Genomic DNA, 21,260 nt, shown 5'->3' with positions numbered 1-21,260 from the left:
ATAAAGGTAAATTTTTCGAGTTTTTACAGATCCAATTTTAATTGTTCAGGCAACAACCGAAAGCTCATTCGGTGGTATTTTGTGGTGCCGTATTTTCGTATCGCTTCGCGATGTTCTTGCGTTGGGTAGCCTTTGTTTTTTTTCCAATTGTACATCGGAAATTCTTCATGTATGGTATTCATGTATTCATCACGATACGTTTTTGCTAAAACAGAAGCGGCAGCAATACTCATGTATTTAGCATCTCCTTTTACAATAGTGCTATAAGGAATATGGTTTACAGGTTTAAAACGATTTCCATCTACTATTATATAATTAGGAGTTGGGTTTAGTTTAACAATGCACTCTTGCATAGCCTTAATTGAGGCGTTTAAAATGTTTATCTCATCAATAATTAATGGGCTGAGATGGGTTACAGAAAACGAAATGGCTTTTTCTTCCAATAAAGGTTTTAGTTGTTCTCTAACTTTTTCTGATAATTGCTTGGAATCATTTAATAACTCCAATTCAAAGTTTTCAGGCAGTAGTATGGCTGCTGCAGTAACAGGTCCGGCCAAACAGCCTCTTCCGGCTTCGTCGGTACCACATTCTAAATCAAATTCTGAATATCTTAATTTTAACATAAAATTAATTTTGATAAAAATATAAATTTTAACGCAACCTTTTACATTTTTCTGCATCATACTTATGTGTTGCAACCACAATGTTAGTAAACATCCAAAAAATTTTAACAAAAATAAATTGTAATATTCCGAAGTATTATTTGTTTATTTAAGAAATTATTAAGAAGTTTGCGGAATAACTAACTCAAATAAATTTAATATGAGATCGAAGTTCAAATGGATTTTTACGCTTTTAATAGCGTTATCAATGCAGTTTTCGTTTGCACAAGAGAAAACTGTAACAGGTACGGTTACTGATGGTAAACTACCTTTACCGGCTGCCAATGTTGTTATTAAAGGAACAAAAGGTGGTGTTTCAACAGACATGGATGGTAAGTTTTCCATCAAAGCAAAAGCAGGAGATGTTCTTGTAGTATCTTTTACAGGGTACGATAGCAAAAGCATCACTGTAGGTTCAGCTAACAATTACAATGTAACTTTAAGTGAGGCTCCTCAAGTTTTGAGTGAGGTTGTAATCGGAGCGATGAACATCAAAAGAAATAAAGATGCTGTTGTTTCTGCACAAAAGCAAATTGGTAACAAAGAGTTGACTCAGGCTTCTAACCCTAATGCGATTCAGTCTTTGGCTGGAAAAGTGTCTGGATTACAAGTGAGTACTACTAGTAATGGTGTTTCTGCAAGTACAAGAATTGTACTTAGAGGAAATAGAACAATTACTGGGGATAACCAAGCGCTTATTGTTGTTGATGGGGCTATTTCTAGTGCAACTGTTTTAGGGCAATTGCCTCCAGATGTAATTGAAAATGTTAACATTATCAAAGGTGCTCAAGGTGCTGCATTGTACGGTTCACAAGGGGTAAATGGTGTAATCATCGTGACTACTAAAAAAGGATCTAAGAAAGATAAATTTACTTTTGGGTACAATTCATCGGTAGATTTTGAATCAGTTTCTTTTGTGCCAAAAAGACAAAGCTCATATGGTCAAGGTTGGGCAACTGATAATGCTCCTGGGTTTGAAGGTCCTGGTATTCCTACTTCTGGTGGTTTGTCAACAGGATTTGTGCCATGGGAAAATGGTTCTTGGGGTCCTGCGTTTAGTAACCCAAACATGCCGGCTTACATTCCTGAAGGATTGCCTCAAGCTGATGGTCAATTTTTAACAACTAAATGGGAGCCTATTAAAGATAATATTAAAAAATTCTTTAAAACGGGTACTATTTATCAAAATGGTTTCAACTTTAATGTAGGTGGTCCAGATTCATATGCTTTCTTGGCAATCAATAGACAATCAACTGATTTCGTTGTACAAGATGATAAATTAGTTAGAAACTCTTTCTTGTTCAAAGCAGGTAAAAAAGTTGGTAAATTTAGTATTGATGGTAACGTTAACTATATTACTCAAAAAACATCTGAAACTAGTAGTGATTTGTTTGATGATTTGTTGCAAACAGCTATCAATATTCCAGTTGAAAGATTTAATTCAGGTTTGAATGAGCACCACTGGTCAGTGTATACAACTTCACCATACTGGACAATCAATCACAACAGAACTGATAATGCTTCAAATATCATGAATGGTATTTTAACATTAGGGTATGATTTTAACAAACACATCAATGTAACTTACACTGCTAACGTGCAAGTAAGAAATACAGAGTATCAAAACCATATTGATGCATTCAGTAATCCTGATTATTTATATTCTATGGCTCCATATACTTACTATGGTGCAACTGATAATACATATCAAGATTTGGGTGGTCAGCCAATTACTTCTCAGTACTATGCTAACCAATCTGCTACAAGAAATATCTATGGAGATTTGTTGATTAACTTTAACTATGATTTAACTAAAGATATTAACTTGAAATTAAACGTTGGTAACAACGTTCAAGATAGAATGTTTAGAGAAATGTCTCAAGGAGGAACAAATTTAGACGTACCTGGTTTCTATAACATCAGTAACGTTCTTAATCCAGCAACTCCTGCAGGGCTTATCGCACTTGGCTATAATAATAGAACGGTTCGTTCTAGAATAGTGGCTGGTTTTGCAAATGCTGACTTGGCTTATAAAGATTACTTATTCTTGAATGCAACAGGTCGTATTGAACAGACTTCATTCGTTAAAAATTCATACTTCTATCCATCTGTTGGGGTTTCGTTTATTCCAACTAAAGCGATTGATGCGTTAAAAGCGAACAAAGTATTGAACTATGCTAAATTAAATTTATCATATACTTCTGTAGGTAATACCTCTGCAGTGTCTCCATATGATATCAATAACTTAACAAGAATTCCACAAGGATTCCCATTCGGAAATATTGCTGCTTTAGCTTACAATTTTACTCCGACTTATTCTGGAATCAAACCTGAGTTTGTTAACACTCTTGAGTTTGGTGGTCAATTAGGATTCTTTAAAGACAGAATTACTTTAGAAGGATCTGTTTATAAAGCAAATACTAAAGATTTGATTACAAGAGCAACTGCTTCTTCAGCTTCAGGTAATACTTCTGTTTTAACAAACGTTGGTGAGTTAGAAAACAAAGGTTTTGAAATTGATTTAGGAGTTACTCCAATCAAAACGAATAGTTTCAAATGGGACATGAGAGCTAGTTACTCTACTTACAAAACTAAAGTAATCAAATTAGCAGATGGATCGTCAAGTGTAAACTTACAATCTAATTCACAAGTAGGTATTTTTGCTGAAGTAGGTGAAGAATTTCCTTTAATTAAAGGTACTGCCTTTGTAAGAGATGCTAACGGTAATGTTATTGTTGATGCAAATGGTCTTCCACAAAGATCTTCTACTTTCCAAAAATTAGGTAAAGGTGTGCCAGATTATATCATTGGATTCACTAACTCTTTTGAGTACAAAGGATTCAAATTAACAGCGGTTGCTGATTTAAGAATGGGTGCTTCGGCTTACTCTTTTGCTAAAAACATCTTGTTGTTTACAGGAGGTGATTTAGAAACAGCTAACTTCGACAGAACTCAAGGGTATGTTTTCCCTGGTGTAACTGGTACTGGTGCAGTTAATACAACTCCTGCTTTAACTGGAGATTATGCTGGTACTCTTAACTACTTTACAACTACTCATAGAGCAGTTGGTGAAGCTAACGTTATTGATGCTTCTGCTTTAAAAATTAGAGAGTTATCTTTAAGCTATGCGTTACCTAAGAAAATGATCGAAGGTGCTGGTTTAGAATCTTTCAGAATTGGTGTTAATGCAAGAAATCCATTCGTTTTCTTGGCTGATGGAAAATTATTGAAAGCTAAACATGGAATTGAAAACCATGGTTATGCTGATCCTGAGGCTGCTAATACAACTGGAAATGCTCAAGGTATTATCAACATTGGTCAATACCCAACAACTAGAACATTAGGATTTACAGTTAACTTAACATTCTAAAAAAAATTATGAAAATGAAAAAATTAAAATTTTTAGTACCGATTCTAGCTTTTGCTTTTTTCTCGTGCGATAATTATTTGGATATCAACGATAGTCCAAACACCTTAACTTTTGATAAGGCTACACCTAATAAGTTATTACCAGGTGCACAAGTTTCGACTTATAGAGTTCAAGTGGGTTCAATGAATCAACTAGGAAATGTTTTCATGAACTCTTGGACAAGAAACGTTCAGTCTTATGGAAATGGATTTGATAAAGAATTACAATTAAACCTTGATAATGGTTTTTATGCGACTATCTGGGATGGTTTGTATAGAAATATCATGAACTTTGATGCAATTATCAAATACCCTAATCCTAATGGACAATACGATTTATATGTAGCTGCTGCTAAAATTTGTAAAGCACACTATATGGAATGTATTGTTGATTTATATGGTGATGCTCCTTATTCTCAAGCTTGGCAAGGTAATGCAAATTTAACGCCTGCTTATGATGATGATTATGCAATTTACCAAGCTTTAATTGGTGAGTTAGAATCTGCAAGAAATTTAATCAACAACGCTGGTGCTACTGCTGAAGACATTACTCCTTATGATGTAATGTTGGGTGGTGATATGACTCGTTGGACAGAATTTGCTAACACTATTCAATTGAGAATGTGTTTACGTATGTCTGAAGTTACTGGTGCTAAAGCTACTTTCAGAGATACTAAAATCGCTGATATCGCTGCAGGTCCTTTCTTATCTGATAACGTAGCAATTAATCCTGGATTCAGTTCTGCAACTGATGATCAAGGTAATCCTGCTTTCGCAACTTACTGTTATGATGTTGCGGGTAATTTATTACAAAACAGAACTTTCATTACTATGACAGGTCACGCTTACAAAGCGTTACAGTCTTATGCAACTACTAACTGGCCAACAGGTGCTTCTTATGAAATTGTGCCTGGTTCAGGTATCAACTATGCTAACGTAACAGATCCACGTTCAGCTCGTTTGTACACTGCTGGTTCTGGTGCAACTCAAAGACGTGGTGTTACTCAAGGTTCTACTAATGTAGACGTTGGTCCTAATCCTTTCACTGTTGGTTTACCATGTCGTTTAGGTTTAGCTGGTCAATTCAATCCTTATGGTCAATCTGATGGTACTTTACCAAGTTATTTTGCTGTTGATGGTTTTGTAATGACCTATTCTGAGTCTTGTTTCTTACAAGCTGAAGCTGCTGTTAGATACCCATCTTTATTCTCTAATGAGCAATACTGGTTTGACGAAGGTGTTACTGACAACTTTGCTATGAGAAATGCAACTTTAGGGTCATACTTAACTACAATCAATACTAAACCAAACTTTGGTTTGACTGCATCTACTACTCAAAATGAGAAATTACATGCTATCATGTACCAAAAATGGGTTGCTTTAATTGGATACAATGCTATTCAATCATATATTGATTATGTAAGAACAGGATATCCAGTTACTCCACTTTCAACTACAGCTATTCAAACTCGCAAACCTTACCGTTTGGTTTATCCAGTTTCTGAATATGTAGCTAACAGTGCAAACGTACCTAATGTAACAGCAGCTGATTGTTTTTCAGTAAACTCTCACACACCTTTCTGGGTTGCTGGTGCAAACTAATAATTTAGTTATTATTATATAAATAAAGACCGTCATTTATGGCGGTCTTTTTTTTTGGATTTAATTATGAGTATCCATTAGGTTATTTAATTTACAAATACTTATTTTTGTTGCTTTCAATTTGTTATGAAAGTACTACTTACATTTTTCTTGTTGTGTTCCACTTTTTTTCTTTTTTCTCAAGAAAAAGGAAAGGATGGACAACGCAAAAGTTTTGTGAAAACAGCGGCAGAACGGGCTAAAGAGCAAGCTAAAAAAGCACCGATTTCTTCCTATAAAATAATAACATTACAACGCGATACGACCTTTGTTGATACCACTCTTTCTATTAAAAAAGAATACGATTACAATTATTTAAGAAAAGATCTTTTTGGTTTGATGCCTTTTCCTAACGAAGGTCAAACGTATACCACACTAAATTTTGGATTAACTAAATTCAATTCTTTTCCTGAATTTGGTTTTAAAGGAAAGCATTTTGCATACCAAGAAGTAAATGATATTAAGTACTATTCTGTAGCAACGCCATTAACGGAGTTGTATTTTAAAACAGTTATGGAACAAGGCCAAAATGTAGATGCATTCATTACCTTAAATACGGCTAAAAATTTTAATTTTTCAATTGCTTTTAAAGGTCTTCGTTCCTTAGGAAAATACATTAATCAATTGTCTAGTACGGGTAATTTCAGATTTACAAGTAGTTATTTTACTTTAGATAAAAGGTATACTATCGATTTTCATTATACTGGTCAAGATTTGTTGAATGGGGAGAATGGTGGCTTGACCACACCACAAGATTTTGAAGATGGTGATCCGGCATTTAAAAACCGTCCAAGATTGCAAGTGTATTTAACAGATGCTAAAACCTTTATGAAAGGGAAACGGTTTTTTATAAATCACAACTTCAGAGTCAATTCCAAAGATACTGAGAACAACCTATTTGTGTTACACCAACTGAATTTTGAACATAAATTTTTCGAATTCAATCAAGTTACTTTAAACTCTGCTATCGGAACTTCTGGCAGCTCTTTTCAACGTTTTGGAAAATCATGGGTACCTTCTAAAATAATTGATCAAACCATTTACGACCGACTTTACAACAAAGTAGGCTTGGTTTATGAAAATAAAACCATAGGTAAGTTTCAGTTTTTTATAGAGAATTTCAATTACAAATATCATTACAATACCGAAAGAACAGTAACAACAATTGCATCAGGAATCACCACAAGTGTAACCTATCCAACACAACTTAAAGCAACCATCAATACTATTGGTGGGCAATACGATTACCGAAAGAATAAATGGAATGGAACTGCAATGCTTTCTAACTCCATCTCTACGCAACCGATGCGTAATTTTGATGCCAATCTAACTTACACCATAAATCCTAAAAATAGCCTGTCATTTCAATATCAGAACATCAGTAAACTGCCTAATCATAATTATAACTTAAATCAAAGCAGTTATGACCGATACAATTGGAATAACGATTTTAACAATGAAAAAATTAATAATATCGTTGTTACTGCCAATACGCAATATGTCACCGCGTCGCTGCAATTATCAACACTCAAAGATCATTTGTATTTCAGTAATGATACCACGGGTGTATATCAGCAATACGTTACCCCAAAACAATTTTCGGGTACGCTCAATTACATTTCTTTGAAAATAGCCAGAGAATTCAAATACAAAAAATGGGCTTTAGACAATACTTTTCTATATCAAAAAGTATCGCAAACCGATACTATTTTGAATGTGCCTCAAGTAACCTTGCGAAATACCCTCTATTATTCTGATGAAGTGTTTAAAAAAGCCATGTTTCTTCAAACAGGTATCACAATAAACTATTTCACCAAATATTATGCCGATGATTATAATCCTGTTTTAGCCGAATTTTTTGTGCAAAAAAAGCAACAAATTGGCGCTTTCCCAATGCTCGATTTCTTCATCAATGCGCGTGTAAAGCAAACCCGAATTTACCTTAAAGCAGAACATTTTAATTCAAGCTTTACGGGAAATAAATACTATTCGGCACCCAATTTGCCGTACCACGATTTTATGATTCGATTTGGTTTGGTTTGGAATTTCTTTCAGTAACGAATCGCTTGCGCCTCTTTGCTTTCCGTTTTCCTACTGTTCGTTCTATCTTTTTTGACAGCTAAAGCGCTTAATTGAAGCCTTTCTTTCAAAAAAGGATGCCACTTCCATCAGGGTTAGTGTGCTATCCATTTACACTAAATTTGTAGTATTGGAAAACGTTTTTTTAATCAATATCTTTGTCCTCACAAACAAATAAAAATGAACTACTCAGAAAACATATTAGGAACTATTGGAAATACGCCTTTAGTGAAACTAAACAAAGTGGTAGAAGGAATTGACGCTTTAGTATTGGCTAAAGTAGAGACCTTCAATCCGGGAAATTCTACCAAAGACCGTATGGCTCTTAAAATGGTAGAAGATGCCGAAGCAGACGGAAGATTGAAACCAGGCGGAACCATCATTGAAGGAACTTCTGGAAATACCGGAATGGGTTTGGCTTTAGCCGCAATCGTAAAAGGATACAAACTAATTTGCGTAATCTCCGACAAACAATCCAAAGAAAAAATGGATATTCTTCGTGCGGTAGGCGCTAAGGTTGTAGTATGTCCAACCGATGTAGAACCAACCGATCCACGTTCATATTATTCGGTTTCTAAACGATTGGCAGAAGAAACACCAAACGGATGGTACGTTAATCAATATGATAATCCAAGTAATGCTCAAGCCAACTACGAACAAACGGGCCCTGAAATTTGGGAGCAAACCGATGGTAAAATCACACATTTTGTGGTTGGAGTAGGAACAGGTGGCACCATTTCGGGTATCGGTAAATATTTAAAAGAGAAAAATCCAAATATTAAAGTCTGGGGAATCGATACCTACGGTTCGGTTTTTAAAAAATACCACGAAACAGGTATCTTCGACGAAAACGAAATTTATTCCTACATCACCGAAGGAATCGGAGAAGACATTCTTCCTAAAAATGTTGATTTTTCGATCATTGATGGCTTTACCAAAGTTACCGATAAAGATGCAGCCGTTTATACGCGTAAAATTGCCCTAGAAGAAGGAATCTTCGTTGGAAATTCCGCGGGTTCGTGTATCAAAGGATTGCATCAGTTGAAAGAGCATTTCACTAAAGACGATGTGGTGGTGGTGTTATTCCACGATTCAGGTAGTCGATATGTGGGCAAAATGTTCAACGACGATTGGATGCGTGAACGCGGTTTCTTAGAAGAAGAAGTAACCAAAGCAGAAGACGTAATCAAAGATCATTTAGACAAATCATTAGTAGTAGTGCGTACCGAAGAATTAGTATCGCATGCTATCGATAGAATGAGAAAATACAAAATCTCTCAAATCCCAGTTATTGACATCAATGGTTTTGTAGGTTCGGTAGACGAATCGGATTTGTTTCAAAGTTATGTAGCTGATAAAAATGTAGCCGACAAACCCATTAAAGAGGTGATGGGAAAACCTTATCCAATTGTTAAAGCAGGTACTTTAATTGAAGAAGTTTCTAAATTATTTACCAAAGACAATCAAGCCGTTTTGGTTGATTTAGGAAATGGAAAGCACCACATCATTACGAAATACGACATCATTGGTTCTATTAAGTAAGATATAGTATATAGAAAAAAAGAGTCAAGATAGTTTCTTGACTCTTTTTTATTTGGTCTAATTTCCAATCAATACTCCCGAAACATTCCATGCGCTAAAACTAGTGCCTTCTGGAGCGCCTTGTGGAATTTTTACTTGCACCGTATGCATTCCGGCTTTTATATCGCCTAGGTCAATATACACTGGATTTGTAGCCATTCCTGGGCACCAATTGGAACGACTGTAATCAGATGATGACAATCCGTTTGGAAAATTGCCAGAAGCTGGATTGTACAGTCGGTACGAGCCACAATCTTCTCGCCAAGGTGTAAAATGAAAAACTTCTTTTTCATCTAGATAAACCGTGTTTTTCTTCGGTACAAATTCATCACCATTTTCCCAACCTCCATGACCCGTTGAGATGTAACGCAATTTGGCATTTTTCAAATCTTTCTCTAAAGTAAAAGTAACCGTCAATCCTTTCTCCGAATTGAATAAAGTGCCATATTCTTGTCCGGCCATTTCCATCACATTAGTCGTATTGAACAGCGGAATTACTTGCGAAGATTTACCAACCGCATTTTCCTCAGGATGAATAGTGAGGTTTACACTCACTTTATGGCCACCTTTGTCATAGTTGCCAATAAAAGTTCCGATGTAAATTTCTTGATTATTTAGGGAAGCAGTTAATTCAGAAATGTCTTGACGGTAACTTACTTTTTCTTCCCAAGTCTTGTCTTTCAGTTGAATGGTATTGTATTGCTTGATTCCAAACGGAGTAAAAAAGCGCATTAACTCCACAAGTGGCGAATATTCGTCAGTAGCAGTAATACCTTGGTATGATTTTCCATTTCCATTTTCAAAAAGCGGTAAGGTTTTCACGCCATTTTGCAATCCGTCTAAAAAAGTTGTTTTTTTAGTTGTCGGAATTACAAAAACTGAACCTGTTCTATCGTAAGCATCACCATTTGATTGCTCAGTAACCTCAATAAACACTTGACTTCCTGTGGCAATTAGCGGAATTTTTACTTTTTTTACGATAATGGTTCCGTTGGCAAATCGCATGATGCTGTCATTCGATTTTGAAGCATCAGAGAAATTAATGATTTCGTCTTTAAAGATTGAAATTGTTGTAAATCGACTTTTCCAAAGTACATCGCGATAGGTTAATAAATCAGTTGTTTTTGTTTGCTCTATTTTTAGAACAGGCACTTGTTTTACTTTTTCTACCTTGGTTGCAGCAACCACAAAATTGCCGTTACGAACCGTTTCTAAAACCAATCCTAAGGTGCATCCTAATACTGATGGTGCGCCTTTTACTTTTAAGTCGGTGGTATACCAAATTTCAATAGTATTGGAATTGATGATGGTTTTGGCTTTTTTGCAAGTATATCCTAATATTTTTCGAGTCTCGGGTAAGAATTCAAAATTTTGTTTCGCAATTGTTGTACTGTCTTTGGTTGCAATGGTTTTGTTTGCATTCAAATGTGCTGAAAGTAAGTAATCGTTGCCTTTAATTAGAGTTTGTTCATACGGAAATACAGCTTTCCCATTTTCTATGGCAACCGATGAAATTACAGATTGCTCTTCGCTAGAAAATACTAAAATAGGATCTTGATTTTCAACCAATGTACCGTTAGAGGTTCGGGTGTAAGTAATTTTGTATTGAGCTTGCCCGAAGGAATGCAGTGTAAAACCCAATAGTATTAGCAAAAGAGAAGTTTTCATAGTGTGTTTTTTGTTTTACAAATATAAAATTTTGATGGGATATTGAAATTTTTATTATTTTAGTATCATCTAAGCCATACCGATATTATTTATGAAAGAAGATTTTCTACACTACATTTGGTTGTATAAGAAATTGGATGTTACCAATTTAAAAACCACAAACAACGAGTTGTTGTCAATTCTCAACTTCGGACAATACCTTCAACAAGCCGGTCCTGATTTTTTTAATGCGCAAATTGTTATTGCCAATCAAAAATGGGCTGGTAACATAGAAATCCATGTGAAATCCTCCGATTGGTATGTGCACCATCACGAGAAAGATGCCAATTACAACAATGTAATTCTTCATGTGGTTTGGGAACACGATACTCCTATATTCAGGAAAGACAATTCTGAAATTCCAGTTTTAGAACTAAAAAAATATGTGTCAAAAGAAGCACTTCAGAAATATTATGAGTTAAGTGCTCAGAAAACATGGATATTTTGTGAAAATCAAATTAAAGAAACAACGAATTTTGTGTGGTCTAATTGGCAAGAACGATTGTTTTTTGAACGACTCGAACGCAAATCACAGTTCATACAACAATTATTACAAGAAACCGAAAATGATTGGGAGTCTGTATTGTTTGGTATGCTGGCCAAAAACTTCGGATTGAATACCAATGGAGAAATGTTCTTCAAAGTAGCGCAATCCATTTCGTTTTCTCTCATTCGAAAAGAAGCATTAGAAGTCAAATACCTTGAAGCCATACTTTTTGGTCAAGCCAATATGTTTCCAGAAGTTTTAGAAGAGGCTTATTCACTAGAACTAAAATCGTGGTACGATTATATTGTAGTTAAATATAAACTGACCAAGCCAATATTAGAACCGATTCAGTTTTTTAAGCACCGACCCGATAATTTTCCTACGATCCGGATAGCGCAATTGGCAATGCTGTATCACGTGCATCGAAATTTATTTTCATTGGTAATAGGAGTTAAGAATTTAGATGATATCTATCAAATATTTACAGTATCGGTAAGTGATTATTGGAAAATACATTACAATTTTGACAAAGTAAGCCCTAGAAAAGATAAGACCACTTCAAAAGCATTTATTGATTTGATTACTATCAATACCATAATTCCAATTCAGTTTGCTTACGCCACGAGTCTCGGAAAGGATAATATAGAACAATTGATGAATCTTTTGTCAAAATTATCACCTGAGAAAAATAGCATTATTGAAAAGTTTAGTACTTTTGGTATTCCATCTAAAAACGCTTTTCAAACGCAATCTTTATTACAGCTTAAAAATGACTACTGCAATCATAAAAAATGTTTGCACTGCGCCATCGGATTAGAATTATTAAACGATACCATATGATTACCAATATTCGCTATTTTTTTGAAAAACACGGATTTCACGTTTCGTCACGATTAGCCGATAAATTGGGTATGCGCGCTACTAATGTGCGTTTATTTTTTATCTATATTTCCTTTGTAACGGTCGGACTCGGATTTGGGTTTTACCTCACGCTTGCCTTTTGGATTAAATTAAAAGATTTGATTCGGGCCAAGCGAACCTCCGTTTTCGACTTATGACATAAACAACTTTCACTCTATACGCCAAAATACCATGTCAAAAGCCAATCAAAACCATCAGTCATTTTTACATTTTTCTAAAAGCCAACGAAAAGGATTACTTGCATTATTCATAATCATTGTAGGAATACAAATTGCAAGTTCTACGCTTGACTTGACTTCAAAATCCAAGCCTACATCAGAAGAACAACAATGGTTGTCTGTTCAGAACGAAATTGATTCGTTGAAATCTGAAAAGCCCAAAGCGGTGTATCAAATGTATCCGTTCAATCCTAATTTTATTACCGATGCTAAAGGCTATAAACTCGGAATGACTTTGGAACAAATAGATCGTTTGTTAGCATACAGAAAAAAAGGAAAATTTGCGAATTCGGCAGAAGAATTTCAAAAAGTTACTGGTATTTCCGATTCATTACTTAATGCAATCTCACCCTATTTCAAATTTCCAGATTGGGTGAACAAACAAAAAGCTGGAGATTATCAAAATTCATTTAAGAAATCCAATTGGAAAGAGTTTCCAAAGAAAGAAAAGATGAAAGTTCTCGACATCAATCAAGCTACCAAAGAAGATTTGATGAAAGTATACGGAATAGGCGATGCCATTTCTGACAGAATTTTAAAACAAAGAGAACTTTTAGGAGCTTTTGTCTCTATGGAACAAATGGATGATGTTTGGGGTTTATCGCCCGAAGTAGTTGGTAAACTTAATCAAGATTTTAAAATAGCAAATCCGCCAAAGCCTAATAAAATCAATATAAATAATGCGTCAATCAAAGAGTTAGGACAATTTCCATATTTCAGATATCCTATTTCTAAGAATATTGTTACGTATAGAAGTATGAATGGGGATGTGAAAATTGAGGATTTGTCAAAAATAAAGGGTTTTCCTGTTGATAAAATAAAAATAATTGCCTTATATTTGGAATTCTAAAATAATAACCTAAAAAAGGCTTGTATATGAATTCTATATATTTTACTGAAGAGCACGAATTGTTTAGAAAAAGTCTGAAAGATTTTTTGCAAAAAGAAGTTGTGCCACATATCGAAAAATGGGAAAAAACCGGAACCATTGAGCGATTTATTTGGAAGAAATTTGGTGAGATGGGTTTTTTTGGAATTGCATATCCTGAGGCTTATGGTGGCTTGAATCTCGATTTGTTTTATACCGTGATTTTTTTAGAAGAACTTCAAAAAATAAATTCTTCTGGATTTGCGGCGGCCATGTGGGCACACGCCTATTTAGCCATGACGCATTTGAATGCAGAAGGTGATGAGCGAATCAAACAAGAGTATTTAGCGCCAAGTATTTCTGGGGATAAAATAGGTGGGTTGTGTATTACGGAACCTTTTGGAGGAAGTGATGTAGCGGGAATGCGCACCACAGCTGTAAAAAAAGGTGATAAGTATATCATTAATGGATCTAAAACATTCATCACCAATGGTGTTTATGCCGATTATTATGTGCTGGCTGCTAAAACAAGTCCAGAATTAGGAAATAAAGGAATTAGCATCTTTTTGATGAATACTAATTCAAAAGGAATCTCTGCGACTAAATTGGATAAACTAGGTTGGAGAGCTTCTGACACGGCCGAAATTGCTTTTGACAATGTAGAAATACCTGTAGAAAATCTAATGGGTGAAGAAGGAAAGGGCTTTCCTTACATTATGCAACATTTTGCTTTAGAACGTTTGATTATGGCTATCAACGCCCATGCTAGAGCCGAATACGCTATCGAATACGCGGTTGATTATATGTCGAAACGAGAGGCATTCGGTACCACTATTAATAAATTTCAAGCATTACGACATACTATGGTAGACCATGCTACAGAAGTGGAGCATTGTAAAATATTCAATTATGCTGCGGTCGCCCGATTGAATCAAGGAGAGTACGTGGTTAAAGAAGCGACTATGGCCAAATTAAAATCAACTAAAGTAGCCGATGAAGCCATATATAGTTGTTTACAAATGCTAGGAGGCTATGGGTATATGGAAGATTATCCAATGGCACGATTATTAAGAGACAGTCGTTTGGGGCCTATTGGCGGAGGAACTTCTGAGATTTTGAGAGAAATTTTATCCAAAATGATTATTGATAAACAGAATTATCAACCCGCAGTAAAATAATTGATGATTCATAATTGATAATTCGAAATTATTATTACTTTTGCACCCACTAAATGAGAGGAGGTGTCTAGATTATGTTAATTATACCAATTAAAGACGGAGAAAATATCGATAGAGCATTAAAGCGCTATAAAAGAAAATTTGACAAAACAGGAACTGTTCGTCAGTTAAGAGCACGTCAAGCGTTCACTAAGCCATCTGTAACCAGAAGAGCTCAAGTTCAAAAAGCAGCGTATATTCAAAACCTAAGAGACTCATTAGAGAGCTAGTATTTTTTTGAATTAAAATATAACCGCCAGTCCATAAAGTTTTATAACTTTGTTGATGGCGGTTTTTTATTGCTGTTAACTTATATGAACAATCTTAAAGCATTTCAAGAATATCTTCAACTCGAAAAAAACTATTCGATACATACCGTAAATAATTATGTAAAGGATTTATTGTTCTTTCAGGAATTTCTCAAAAACGATTTTGATCACGAAGGTTTGGAAGTAGTAAATTATAGCATGATTCGGAGTTGGATTGTTTTAATGGTTGACAATGGCGTTTCAAACAGTTCTATAAATCGTAAAATATCTTCGTTGAAATCCTTTTATAAGTTTTTGCTTAAGATAAAGCAAATAGAGTCCAGTCCATTACTAAAGCACAAGTCGTTAAAAACCCCTAAAAAAATTCAAATTCCTTTTTCGGAAAAAGAATTGGATAAAGTGTTAAATCATATTAATTACCCTGATGGATTTGATGGAATTCGGGATAAATTGATTATTGATTTGTTTTATACCACTGGTATAAGAAGAACCGAATTAATTAATTTGAAAATGCAAAACATTGATTTGTCGAATAATACAATCAAGGTTTTAGGAAAAAGAAATAAGGAGCGTATTGTTCCAATATTGCCAATTATTTCTAAACAGATTAGTTTGTATTTGTCTGAACGAGTTCAAATAGAGCAAATTAAAGATGTGGATTATTTTTTTTTAATGTTAAAAGGCGTTAAATTGAATGATTCGTTTGTTTATCGTTTAATAAATTATTACTTTAGTAATGTCTCCGAGAAGGTAAAAAAGAGTCCGCATATATTGCGTCATACGTTTGCAACTCATTTATTAAACAACGGAGCCGATCTAAATTCAGTTAAAGAACTTTTAGGACATTCTAGTTTGGCCTCAACACAAGTCTACACTCATAATAGTTTGGCAGAACTTAAAAAAGTATATGGAGATGCACATCCTAGAAATCAGAAATAGTTCTCAAGTGTAACCATTAATATAAAAATTATGAAGGTAAATGTAAATGCAGTAAATTTTACAGTTGACAGAAAATTGGTTGATTTTGTTCAACAAAGAATGGATAAATTAGAAAAGTATTACGATAAAATTGTTTCTGCTGACGTTTTTTTGAAAGTTGAAAACACGAGTGACAAAGAAAATAAAATTGTTGAGATAAAAATTTTGGTTCCTGGCGATGATTTTCTAGTGAAAAAACAATGTAAAACTTTTGAAGAAGCAGTTGAATTATCAGCAGAATCATTAGAAAGATTATTGGTAAAAAGAAAAGAAAAAACTAGAACGCACATTTAATAAAATTTTTTACAAAAAATATTTTGATTAAAAAATAAAATGCCTACATTTGCAGTCCGTTAGAAATAGCGGACTTTTTTTATTGAATATGCCAGCGTAGCTCAGTTGGCTAGAGCAGCTGATTTGTAATCAGCAGGTCGTGGGTTCGAGTCCCTCCGCCGGCTCTTTTAAGGTATTGAATAATAATGGTTTGGGGAGATACTCAAGCGGCCAACGAGGGCGGACTGTAAATCCGCTGACTACGTCTTCGCAGGTTCGAATCCTGCTCTCCCCACAAAAGTTTTGATTGGAGTACTTTTCAAAAGTTTGCTTTTGTAAATGTGCGAAAAGCAAAATTTTCGTAAGGAGCCACCCTTGCGGATCACCGAAGCACAGCGAGGTAATCCTGAAAGTGGTTCTTTTGAAGGTTGTGCTAAAGTCAGAATTCCTTGCCGACTTAGCTCAGGGGTAGAGTGCTTCCTTGGTAAGGAAGAGGTCACGGGTTCAATTCCCGTAGTTGGCTCAAAATTTGAAAATTTGAACACTAATAAATATATAACTAAGATTAAAAATTAAGTAAAATGGCAAAAGAAACCTTTAACCGTTCGAAACCACACTTAAATATTGGTACGATCGGACACGTGGATCACGGTAAAACAACTTTAACAGCAGCAATCACAAAAGTATTATCTGATGCTGGTTACTGTCAAGCAAAATCATTTGATCAAATTGATAATGCACCTGAAGAAAAAGAAAGAGGTATTACAATTAATACGTCTCACGTTGAATATGAAACTGCTAACCGTCACTATGCGCACGTAGACTGTCCAGGTCACGCGGATTACGTTAAGAACATGGTTACAGGTGCTGCTCAAATGGATGGTGCTATCCTTGTTGTTGCTGCAACAGATGGTCCAATGCCACAAACACGTGAGCACATCCTTTTAGGGCGTCAAGTAGGTATTCCAAGAATCGTTGTATTCATGAATAAAGTGGATATGGTTGATGATGCGGAATTATTAGAATTAGTAGAAATGGAAATCAGAGATTTATTATCATTCTACGAATATGATGGAGATAATGGTCCTGTTGTTCAGGGTTCTGCTTTAGGTGGATTGAATAATGATCCAGTTTGGGTTCCAAAAATTATTGAATTAATGGAAGCTGTTGATAACTGGATTGAAGAGCCAATTCGTGATACAGAAAAACCTTTCCTAATGCCGGTTGAGGATGTGTTTACAATTACAGGTCGTGGAACTGTTGCTACAGGTCGTATCGAAACTGGAGTTTGTAATACAGGAGATCCAGTAGAAATCATTGGTATGGGTGCTGAAAAATTAACTTCAACTATTACAGGTATCGAAATGTTCCGTCAAATCCTTGATAGAGGTGAGGCTGGAGATAATGCAGGTATCTTGTTAAGAGGTGTTGCTAAAGAAGATATCAAAAGAGGAATGGTAATTGTTAAGCCAGGATCTGTTAAACCACACGCTAAATTCAAAGCAGAGGTTTATATCTTGAAAAAAGAAGAAGGTGGTCGTCACACGCCATTCCACAATAACTACCGTCCACAGTTTTACGTACGTACAACTGACGTAACAGGAGTTATTTCTTTACCAGCAGGTGTAGAGATGGTAATGCCAGGTGATAACTTAACAATTGATGTAGCTTTATTAAGCCCAATCGCAATGAACGTAGGTTTACGTTTTGCTATCCGTGAAGGTGGTAGAACAGTTGGTGCTGGTCAAGTAACTGAAATCGTAGAATAATTATCAAATTAGATAAAGAGCCAGTGTTGTTTTTTTAACAACACTGGTTTTTAATAAACGGGCGTAGTTCAAGGGTAGAATAGCGGTCTCCAAAACCGTTGATGGGGGTTCGAATCCCTCCGCCCGTGCAAAAATAAATACATTATTATGTCAAAAGTATTAAATTATTTTTCAGAAGCATTTGAAGAGTTAAAGTCAAATGTTACTTGGCCAGAGTGGGCTGAAGTACAAAGATTAACAATTGTTGTTGCTCTTTTTTCTATCATATTTGCTATGGCAACATGGGGAGTTGATGAGCTTTGTTCAAGAGCAATTGCTGGTTTTTTCAAATTGATAAAAGGATAATATTTTTACCATGGCAGATAATAGTGTGAAAAAGTGGTATGTTGTAAGAGCTGTGAGCGGTCAGGAAAATAAGGTTAAGGCCTATATTGAAACTGAAATCAGCAGACTCGGCATGAGTGATTACATCTCTCAGGTTCTTGTCCCGACAGAAAAAGTTGTTCAAGTTCGTGACGGTAAGAAAATATCTAAAGATAAAGTTTATTTTCCAGGCTATGTAATGATTGAAGCTAATCTTACGGGTGAAATTCCACATATTATCAAATCGATAACAGGTGTTATTGGGTTTTTAGGTGAAGTTAAAGGTGGTGATCCTGTGCCTTTAAGACTATCTGAAGTAAATAGAATGTTAGGAAAAGTTGATGAATTGGCTGTTAATGTAGATACCCAAGCTATTCCTTACAAAATTAATGAAACAGTTAAGGTTATTGATGGTCCTTTCAATGGTTTCAACGGAACTATTGAGAAAATCAATGAAGAAAAGCGTAAACTTGAAGTTATGGTGAAAATTTTCGGAAGAAAAACGCCATTAGAATTGAGTTTTATGCAAGTTGAAAAAGTATAATATTTGTTACATACATAATTAAATCCACATCAATCGCTTCCAATGATGATGTGTTAAATTTTTAAACAATGGCTAAAGAGATTAGTAAAGTAGTTAAACTACAAGTTAAGGGAGGTGCTGCGAACCCATCGCCACCGGTTGGACCTGCTCTGGGAGCTGCTGGTGTTAACATCATGGAATTCTGTAAGCAATTTAATGCTAGAACCCAAGATCAACCTGGCAAAGTATTACCGGTACAAATTACCGTGTATAAAGACAAATCATTCGATTTTGTTGTTAAAACTCCACCTGCTGCTATTCAATTATTGGATGCTGCTAAATTAAAATCTGGTTCAGGCCAGCCTAATAGAAAAAAAGTTGCAAATGTAACTTGGGATCAAATTAAGGCTATTGCTGAAGACAAGATGGTTGATTTAAATGCTTTCACAATTGAAAAAGCGATGAGCATGATTGCTGGAACAGCTAGATCTATGGGTATAACTGTAACTGGAGATTCTCCTCTAAAATAAGGTAAGAAATGGCAAAATTGACAAAAAAACAAAAAGAGGCTGCTTCAAAAATTGAAAAAAACAAATTATATTCTTTAAAAGATGCTTCATCTTTATTGAAAGTTGTTGCTTCAGCAAAATTTGATGAGTCTGTAGATATTGCTGTTAAACTTGGAGTTGATCCTAGAAAAGCAAATCAAATGGTAAGAGGTGTTGTAACTCTTCCTCATGGAACTGGAAAAGATACTAAAGTTTTGGCTTTGGTTACTCCAGATAAAGAAGCAGAAGCGAAAGCTGCTGGAGCTGACTATGTTGGATTAGACGATTACCTTCAAAAAATTAAAGATGGTTGGACAGATGTTGATGTAATCATCACGATGCCAGCTATTATGGGTAAATTAGGTCCGTTAGGACGTGTATTAGGTCCTAGAGGTTTAATGCCAAACCCAAAAACTGGAACTGTTACTATGGAAATTGGTAAAGCAGTTGCTGAGGTAAAAGCTGGTAAAATCGACTTTAAAGTTGATAAAACAGGTATCGTTCATGCAGGAATTGGAAGAGTTTCTTTTGAAGCTGACAAACTTGTTGACAACGCTCACGAAATTATTCAAACATTAATTAAATTAAAACCAACTGCAGCGAAAGGTACTTACATCAAGTCAATTCACTTGTCTAGTACTATGAGTCCTGCTATTGCTTTAGATCCTAAAGCGGTATAATTGGTAGTTAAACAAATTTTATTATGACTAGAGAAGAAAAATCAATCGCGATAGAAGATTTAACTGCAAAGTTGGCTGAAAGTAATATCATTTACATTGCAGATACTTCTGGATTAAATGCTGAAACAACATCAAATTTAAGAAGAGCTTGTTTTAAAGCTGGTATTAAATTGGAAGTGGTTAAAAATACTTTGCTTGAAAAAGCAATGGAAGCTTCTGCAAACGATTATGGCGATTTAGCCTCTGTATTAAAAGGAAATTCTTCCGTTTTAATTGCAGATATCGCTAATGCACCAGCAAAAATCATTAAAGAATTCCGTAAGAAATCAGAAAAGCCTGCTTTTAAAGGTGCTTACATCAACGGTGAAATTTACATCGGAGATAACCTTTTAGATAGCTTAGCTTCATTGAAATCTAAAGAAGAAGTTATTGGAGAAATCATCGGATTACTTCAATCTCCTGCTAAACGCATCATTTCAGCTTTATTAAACAATGCTGAACAAAAAGGTGAAGCTGCTGCAGAATAATTCGCGCACGAATAAACAAAAATAAATTTAAAAACATTTTAAACGATAGAAAAAATGGCAGATTTGAAACAATTCGCAGAACAATTAGTTAACTTAACGGTTAAAGAAGTTAACGATTTAGCTACAATATTAAAAGATGAGTATGGTATCGAGCCTGCTGCTGCAGCTGTAGTAGTTGCTGCTGGTGGTGGAGATGCTGGTGCTGCTGAAGAGCAAACAGAATTCACTGTAGTATTAAAAGATGCTGGTGCTTCTAAATTAGCAGTTGTTAAAGCGGTTAAAGAATTAACTGGTTTAGGATTGAAAGAAGCTAAAGATATGGTAGACGGTGCTCCTGCTAACATTAAAGAAGGAGTTACTAAAGCAGAAGCTGAAGGTTTGAAAAAATCTTTAGAAGAAGCTGGAGCTGTTGTTGAGTTAAAATAACTCTTACATAGTTTTAGAACAAGGTTTAGGTCTTGAGTTTAACCGCTCAATGGCCTAAACCATTTTTCGTATAATAAAATTATACTCCAAAATTTATCTTTAGGAGTTTAAAATA

General features: G+C 35.0%; 20 protein-coding genes and 4 tRNA genes. 22 read left to right on the top strand and 2 right to left on the bottom strand.

The window, feature by feature from the left end; translation table 11 throughout:
* Nucleotides 1-23 precede the first annotated feature (23 nt).
* Nucleotides 24-623: a ribonuclease HII gene (rnhB, locus tag ACODSI_RS04470; protein WP_488915646.1), complete on the bottom strand. Its 600-nt coding sequence runs from the start codon at nucleotides 621-623 to the stop codon at nucleotides 24-26.
* A 199-nt stretch (nucleotides 624-822) separates the two neighbouring features.
* Between rnhB and ACODSI_RS04465 the strand changes: the two genes are divergently transcribed.
* The 4 genes from ACODSI_RS04465 to ACODSI_RS04450 all read left to right on the top strand — a co-directional run bounded on the left by ACODSI_RS04465 (nucleotide 823) and on the right by ACODSI_RS04450 (nucleotide 9,332).
* A complete protein-coding gene (locus ACODSI_RS04465) occupies nucleotides 823-4,032 on the top strand; it encodes a SusC/RagA family TonB-linked outer membrane protein (RefSeq protein WP_488915645.1) in 3,210 nt (1,069 codons plus the stop codon).
* A gap of 14 nt (nucleotides 4,033-4,046) precedes the next feature.
* Entirely contained in the window at nucleotides 4,047-5,672 is a 1,626-nt protein-coding gene (locus ACODSI_RS04460; RefSeq protein ID WP_488915644.1) for a SusD/RagB family nutrient-binding outer membrane lipoprotein, read from the top strand.
* A gap of 126 nt (nucleotides 5,673-5,798) precedes the next feature.
* A complete protein-coding gene (locus tag ACODSI_RS04455; protein ID WP_488915643.1) occupies nucleotides 5,799-7,769 on the top strand; it encodes a putative porin in 1,971 nt (656 codons plus the stop codon).
* A 201-nt stretch (nucleotides 7,770-7,970) separates the two neighbouring features.
* Nucleotides 7,971-9,332 carry a pyridoxal-phosphate dependent enzyme gene (locus ACODSI_RS04450; RefSeq protein ID WP_488915642.1) on the top strand — a complete coding sequence of 454 codons (1,362 nt, stop codon included), beginning with the start codon at nucleotides 7,971-7,973 and terminating at the stop codon, nucleotides 9,330-9,332.
* A 57-nt stretch (nucleotides 9,333-9,389) separates the two neighbouring features.
* On the opposite strand, the gene ACODSI_RS04445 is transcribed toward ACODSI_RS04450, so the two are convergent.
* Complete coding sequence (locus ACODSI_RS04445) at nucleotides 9,390-11,039, bottom strand: GLPGLI family protein (protein WP_488915641.1); 1,650 nt, start codon at nucleotides 11,037-11,039, stop codon at nucleotides 9,390-9,392.
* Nucleotides 11,040-11,130: 91 nt separating this feature from the next.
* Between ACODSI_RS04445 and ACODSI_RS04440 the strand changes: the two genes are divergently transcribed.
* From ACODSI_RS04440 to rplL, 18 genes are all read left to right on the top strand, one after another.
* A complete protein-coding gene (locus ACODSI_RS04440; protein WP_488915640.1) occupies nucleotides 11,131-12,405 on the top strand; it encodes a DUF2851 family protein in 1,275 nt (424 codons plus the stop codon).
* The gene (locus tag ACODSI_RS04435) at nucleotides 12,402-12,623 is read left to right on the top strand and encodes a PspC domain-containing protein (RefSeq protein ID WP_488915639.1); all 222 of its coding nucleotides are present in this window, start codon (nucleotides 12,402-12,404) and stop codon (nucleotides 12,621-12,623) included. Before ACODSI_RS04440 ends, ACODSI_RS04435 begins: the two co-directional genes overlap by 4 nt.
* A gap of 34 nt (nucleotides 12,624-12,657) precedes the next feature.
* Nucleotides 12,658-13,554: a helix-hairpin-helix domain-containing protein gene (locus tag ACODSI_RS04430; protein WP_488915638.1), complete on the top strand. Its 897-nt coding sequence runs from the start codon at nucleotides 12,658-12,660 to the stop codon at nucleotides 13,552-13,554.
* 26 nt (nucleotides 13,555-13,580) lie between these two features.
* Complete coding sequence (locus ACODSI_RS04425; protein WP_488915637.1) at nucleotides 13,581-14,750, top strand: acyl-CoA dehydrogenase family protein; 1,170 nt, start codon at nucleotides 13,581-13,583, stop codon at nucleotides 14,748-14,750.
* Nucleotides 14,751-14,824: 74 nt separating this feature from the next.
* Nucleotides 14,825-15,019, top strand: a complete 195-nt coding sequence (gene rpsU, locus ACODSI_RS04420) for a 30S ribosomal protein S21 (RefSeq protein ID WP_488915636.1) — start codon at nucleotides 14,825-14,827, stop codon at nucleotides 15,017-15,019.
* A gap of 84 nt (nucleotides 15,020-15,103) precedes the next feature.
* Nucleotides 15,104-15,997, top strand: coding sequence for a tyrosine-type recombinase/integrase (locus ACODSI_RS04415; RefSeq protein ID WP_488915635.1), 894 nt, complete (start codon nucleotides 15,104-15,106; stop codon nucleotides 15,995-15,997).
* 30 nt (nucleotides 15,998-16,027) lie between these two features.
* A complete protein-coding gene (gene hpf / locus ACODSI_RS04410) occupies nucleotides 16,028-16,330 on the top strand; it encodes a ribosome hibernation-promoting factor, HPF/YfiA family (protein WP_488915634.1) in 303 nt (100 codons plus the stop codon).
* Between the two features lie 90 nt (nucleotides 16,331-16,420).
* Nucleotides 16,421-16,494: transfer RNA gene (locus ACODSI_RS04405), tRNA-Thr, on the top strand.
* 28 nt (nucleotides 16,495-16,522) lie between these two features.
* Nucleotides 16,523-16,604 (top strand) — tRNA-Tyr (locus ACODSI_RS04400).
* Between the two features lie 156 nt (nucleotides 16,605-16,760).
* A tRNA-Thr gene (locus ACODSI_RS04395) sits at nucleotides 16,761-16,832 on the top strand.
* Between the two features lie 58 nt (nucleotides 16,833-16,890).
* Nucleotides 16,891-18,078: an elongation factor Tu gene (gene tuf / locus ACODSI_RS04390; RefSeq protein ID WP_488915633.1), complete on the top strand. Its 1,188-nt coding sequence runs from the start codon at nucleotides 16,891-16,893 to the stop codon at nucleotides 18,076-18,078.
* Nucleotides 18,079-18,135: 57 nt separating this feature from the next.
* Nucleotides 18,136-18,206: transfer RNA gene (locus ACODSI_RS04385), tRNA-Trp, on the top strand.
* Between the two features lie 19 nt (nucleotides 18,207-18,225).
* Nucleotides 18,226-18,423, top strand: a complete 198-nt coding sequence (gene secE, locus ACODSI_RS04380; protein WP_488915632.1) for a preprotein translocase subunit SecE — start codon at nucleotides 18,226-18,228, stop codon at nucleotides 18,421-18,423.
* 10 nt (nucleotides 18,424-18,433) lie between these two features.
* Nucleotides 18,434-18,985, top strand: coding sequence for a transcription termination/antitermination protein NusG (gene nusG / locus ACODSI_RS04375; protein WP_488915631.1), 552 nt, complete (start codon nucleotides 18,434-18,436; stop codon nucleotides 18,983-18,985).
* Between the two features lie 68 nt (nucleotides 18,986-19,053).
* Complete coding sequence (rplK, locus tag ACODSI_RS04370) at nucleotides 19,054-19,494, top strand: 50S ribosomal protein L11 (RefSeq protein WP_344815213.1); 441 nt, start codon at nucleotides 19,054-19,056, stop codon at nucleotides 19,492-19,494.
* A gap of 8 nt (nucleotides 19,495-19,502) precedes the next feature.
* A complete protein-coding gene (gene rplA / locus ACODSI_RS04365; protein ID WP_488915630.1) occupies nucleotides 19,503-20,192 on the top strand; it encodes a 50S ribosomal protein L1 in 690 nt (229 codons plus the stop codon).
* A 23-nt stretch (nucleotides 20,193-20,215) separates the two neighbouring features.
* A complete protein-coding gene (rplJ, locus tag ACODSI_RS04360; RefSeq protein WP_488915629.1) occupies nucleotides 20,216-20,719 on the top strand; it encodes a 50S ribosomal protein L10 in 504 nt (167 codons plus the stop codon).
* Nucleotides 20,720-20,773: 54 nt separating this feature from the next.
* On the top strand, nucleotides 20,774-21,145 hold the full coding sequence (rplL, locus tag ACODSI_RS04355; RefSeq protein ID WP_333601479.1) for a 50S ribosomal protein L7/L12: 372 nt from the start codon (nucleotides 20,774-20,776) through the stop codon (nucleotides 21,143-21,145).
* Nucleotides 21,146-21,260: the final 115 nt, after the last annotated feature.

This window comes from Flavobacterium sp. FG139 (assembly GCF_057809695.1).
The sequence above is the reverse complement of the archived record's forward strand: the minus strand, read 5'-3'. Positions and strand labels throughout refer to the sequence as shown.

Bases quoted from the DNA above. Each gene is read 5' to 3' on its own strand.
- rnhB (WP_488915646.1), bottom strand. From the start codon at position 623: ATGTTAAAATTAAGATATTCAGAATTTGATTTAGAATGTGGTACCGAC.
- ACODSI_RS04465 (WP_488915645.1), top strand. From the start codon at position 823: ATGAGATCGAAGTTCAAATGGATTTTTACGCTTTTAATAGCGTTATCA.
- ACODSI_RS04460 (WP_488915644.1), top strand. From the start codon at position 4,047: ATGAAAAAATTAAAATTTTTAGTACCGATTCTAGCTTTTGCTTTTTTC.
- ACODSI_RS04455 (WP_488915643.1), top strand. From the start codon at position 5,799: ATGAAAGTACTACTTACATTTTTCTTGTTGTGTTCCACTTTTTTTCTT.
- ACODSI_RS04450 (WP_488915642.1), top strand. From the start codon at position 7,971: ATGAACTACTCAGAAAACATATTAGGAACTATTGGAAATACGCCTTTA.
- ACODSI_RS04445 (WP_488915641.1), bottom strand. From the start codon at position 11,039: ATGAAAACTTCTCTTTTGCTAATACTATTGGGTTTTACACTGCATTCC.
- ACODSI_RS04440 (WP_488915640.1), top strand. From the start codon at position 11,131: ATGAAAGAAGATTTTCTACACTACATTTGGTTGTATAAGAAATTGGAT.
- ACODSI_RS04435 (WP_488915639.1), top strand. From the start codon at position 12,402: ATGATTACCAATATTCGCTATTTTTTTGAAAAACACGGATTTCACGTT.
- ACODSI_RS04430 (WP_488915638.1), top strand. From the start codon at position 12,658: ATGTCAAAAGCCAATCAAAACCATCAGTCATTTTTACATTTTTCTAAA.
- ACODSI_RS04425 (WP_488915637.1), top strand. From the start codon at position 13,581: ATGAATTCTATATATTTTACTGAAGAGCACGAATTGTTTAGAAAAAGT.
- rpsU (WP_488915636.1), top strand. From the start codon at position 14,825: ATGTTAATTATACCAATTAAAGACGGAGAAAATATCGATAGAGCATTA.
- ACODSI_RS04415 (WP_488915635.1), top strand. From the start codon at position 15,104: ATGAACAATCTTAAAGCATTTCAAGAATATCTTCAACTCGAAAAAAAC.
- hpf (WP_488915634.1), top strand. From the start codon at position 16,028: ATGAAGGTAAATGTAAATGCAGTAAATTTTACAGTTGACAGAAAATTG.
- tuf (WP_488915633.1), top strand. From the start codon at position 16,891: ATGGCAAAAGAAACCTTTAACCGTTCGAAACCACACTTAAATATTGGT.
- secE (WP_488915632.1), top strand. From the start codon at position 18,226: ATGTCAAAAGTATTAAATTATTTTTCAGAAGCATTTGAAGAGTTAAAG.
- nusG (WP_488915631.1), top strand. From the start codon at position 18,434: ATGGCAGATAATAGTGTGAAAAAGTGGTATGTTGTAAGAGCTGTGAGC.
- rplK (WP_344815213.1), top strand. From the start codon at position 19,054: ATGGCTAAAGAGATTAGTAAAGTAGTTAAACTACAAGTTAAGGGAGGT.
- rplA (WP_488915630.1), top strand. From the start codon at position 19,503: ATGGCAAAATTGACAAAAAAACAAAAAGAGGCTGCTTCAAAAATTGAA.
- rplJ (WP_488915629.1), top strand. From the start codon at position 20,216: ATGACTAGAGAAGAAAAATCAATCGCGATAGAAGATTTAACTGCAAAG.
- rplL (WP_333601479.1), top strand. From the start codon at position 20,774: ATGGCAGATTTGAAACAATTCGCAGAACAATTAGTTAACTTAACGGTT.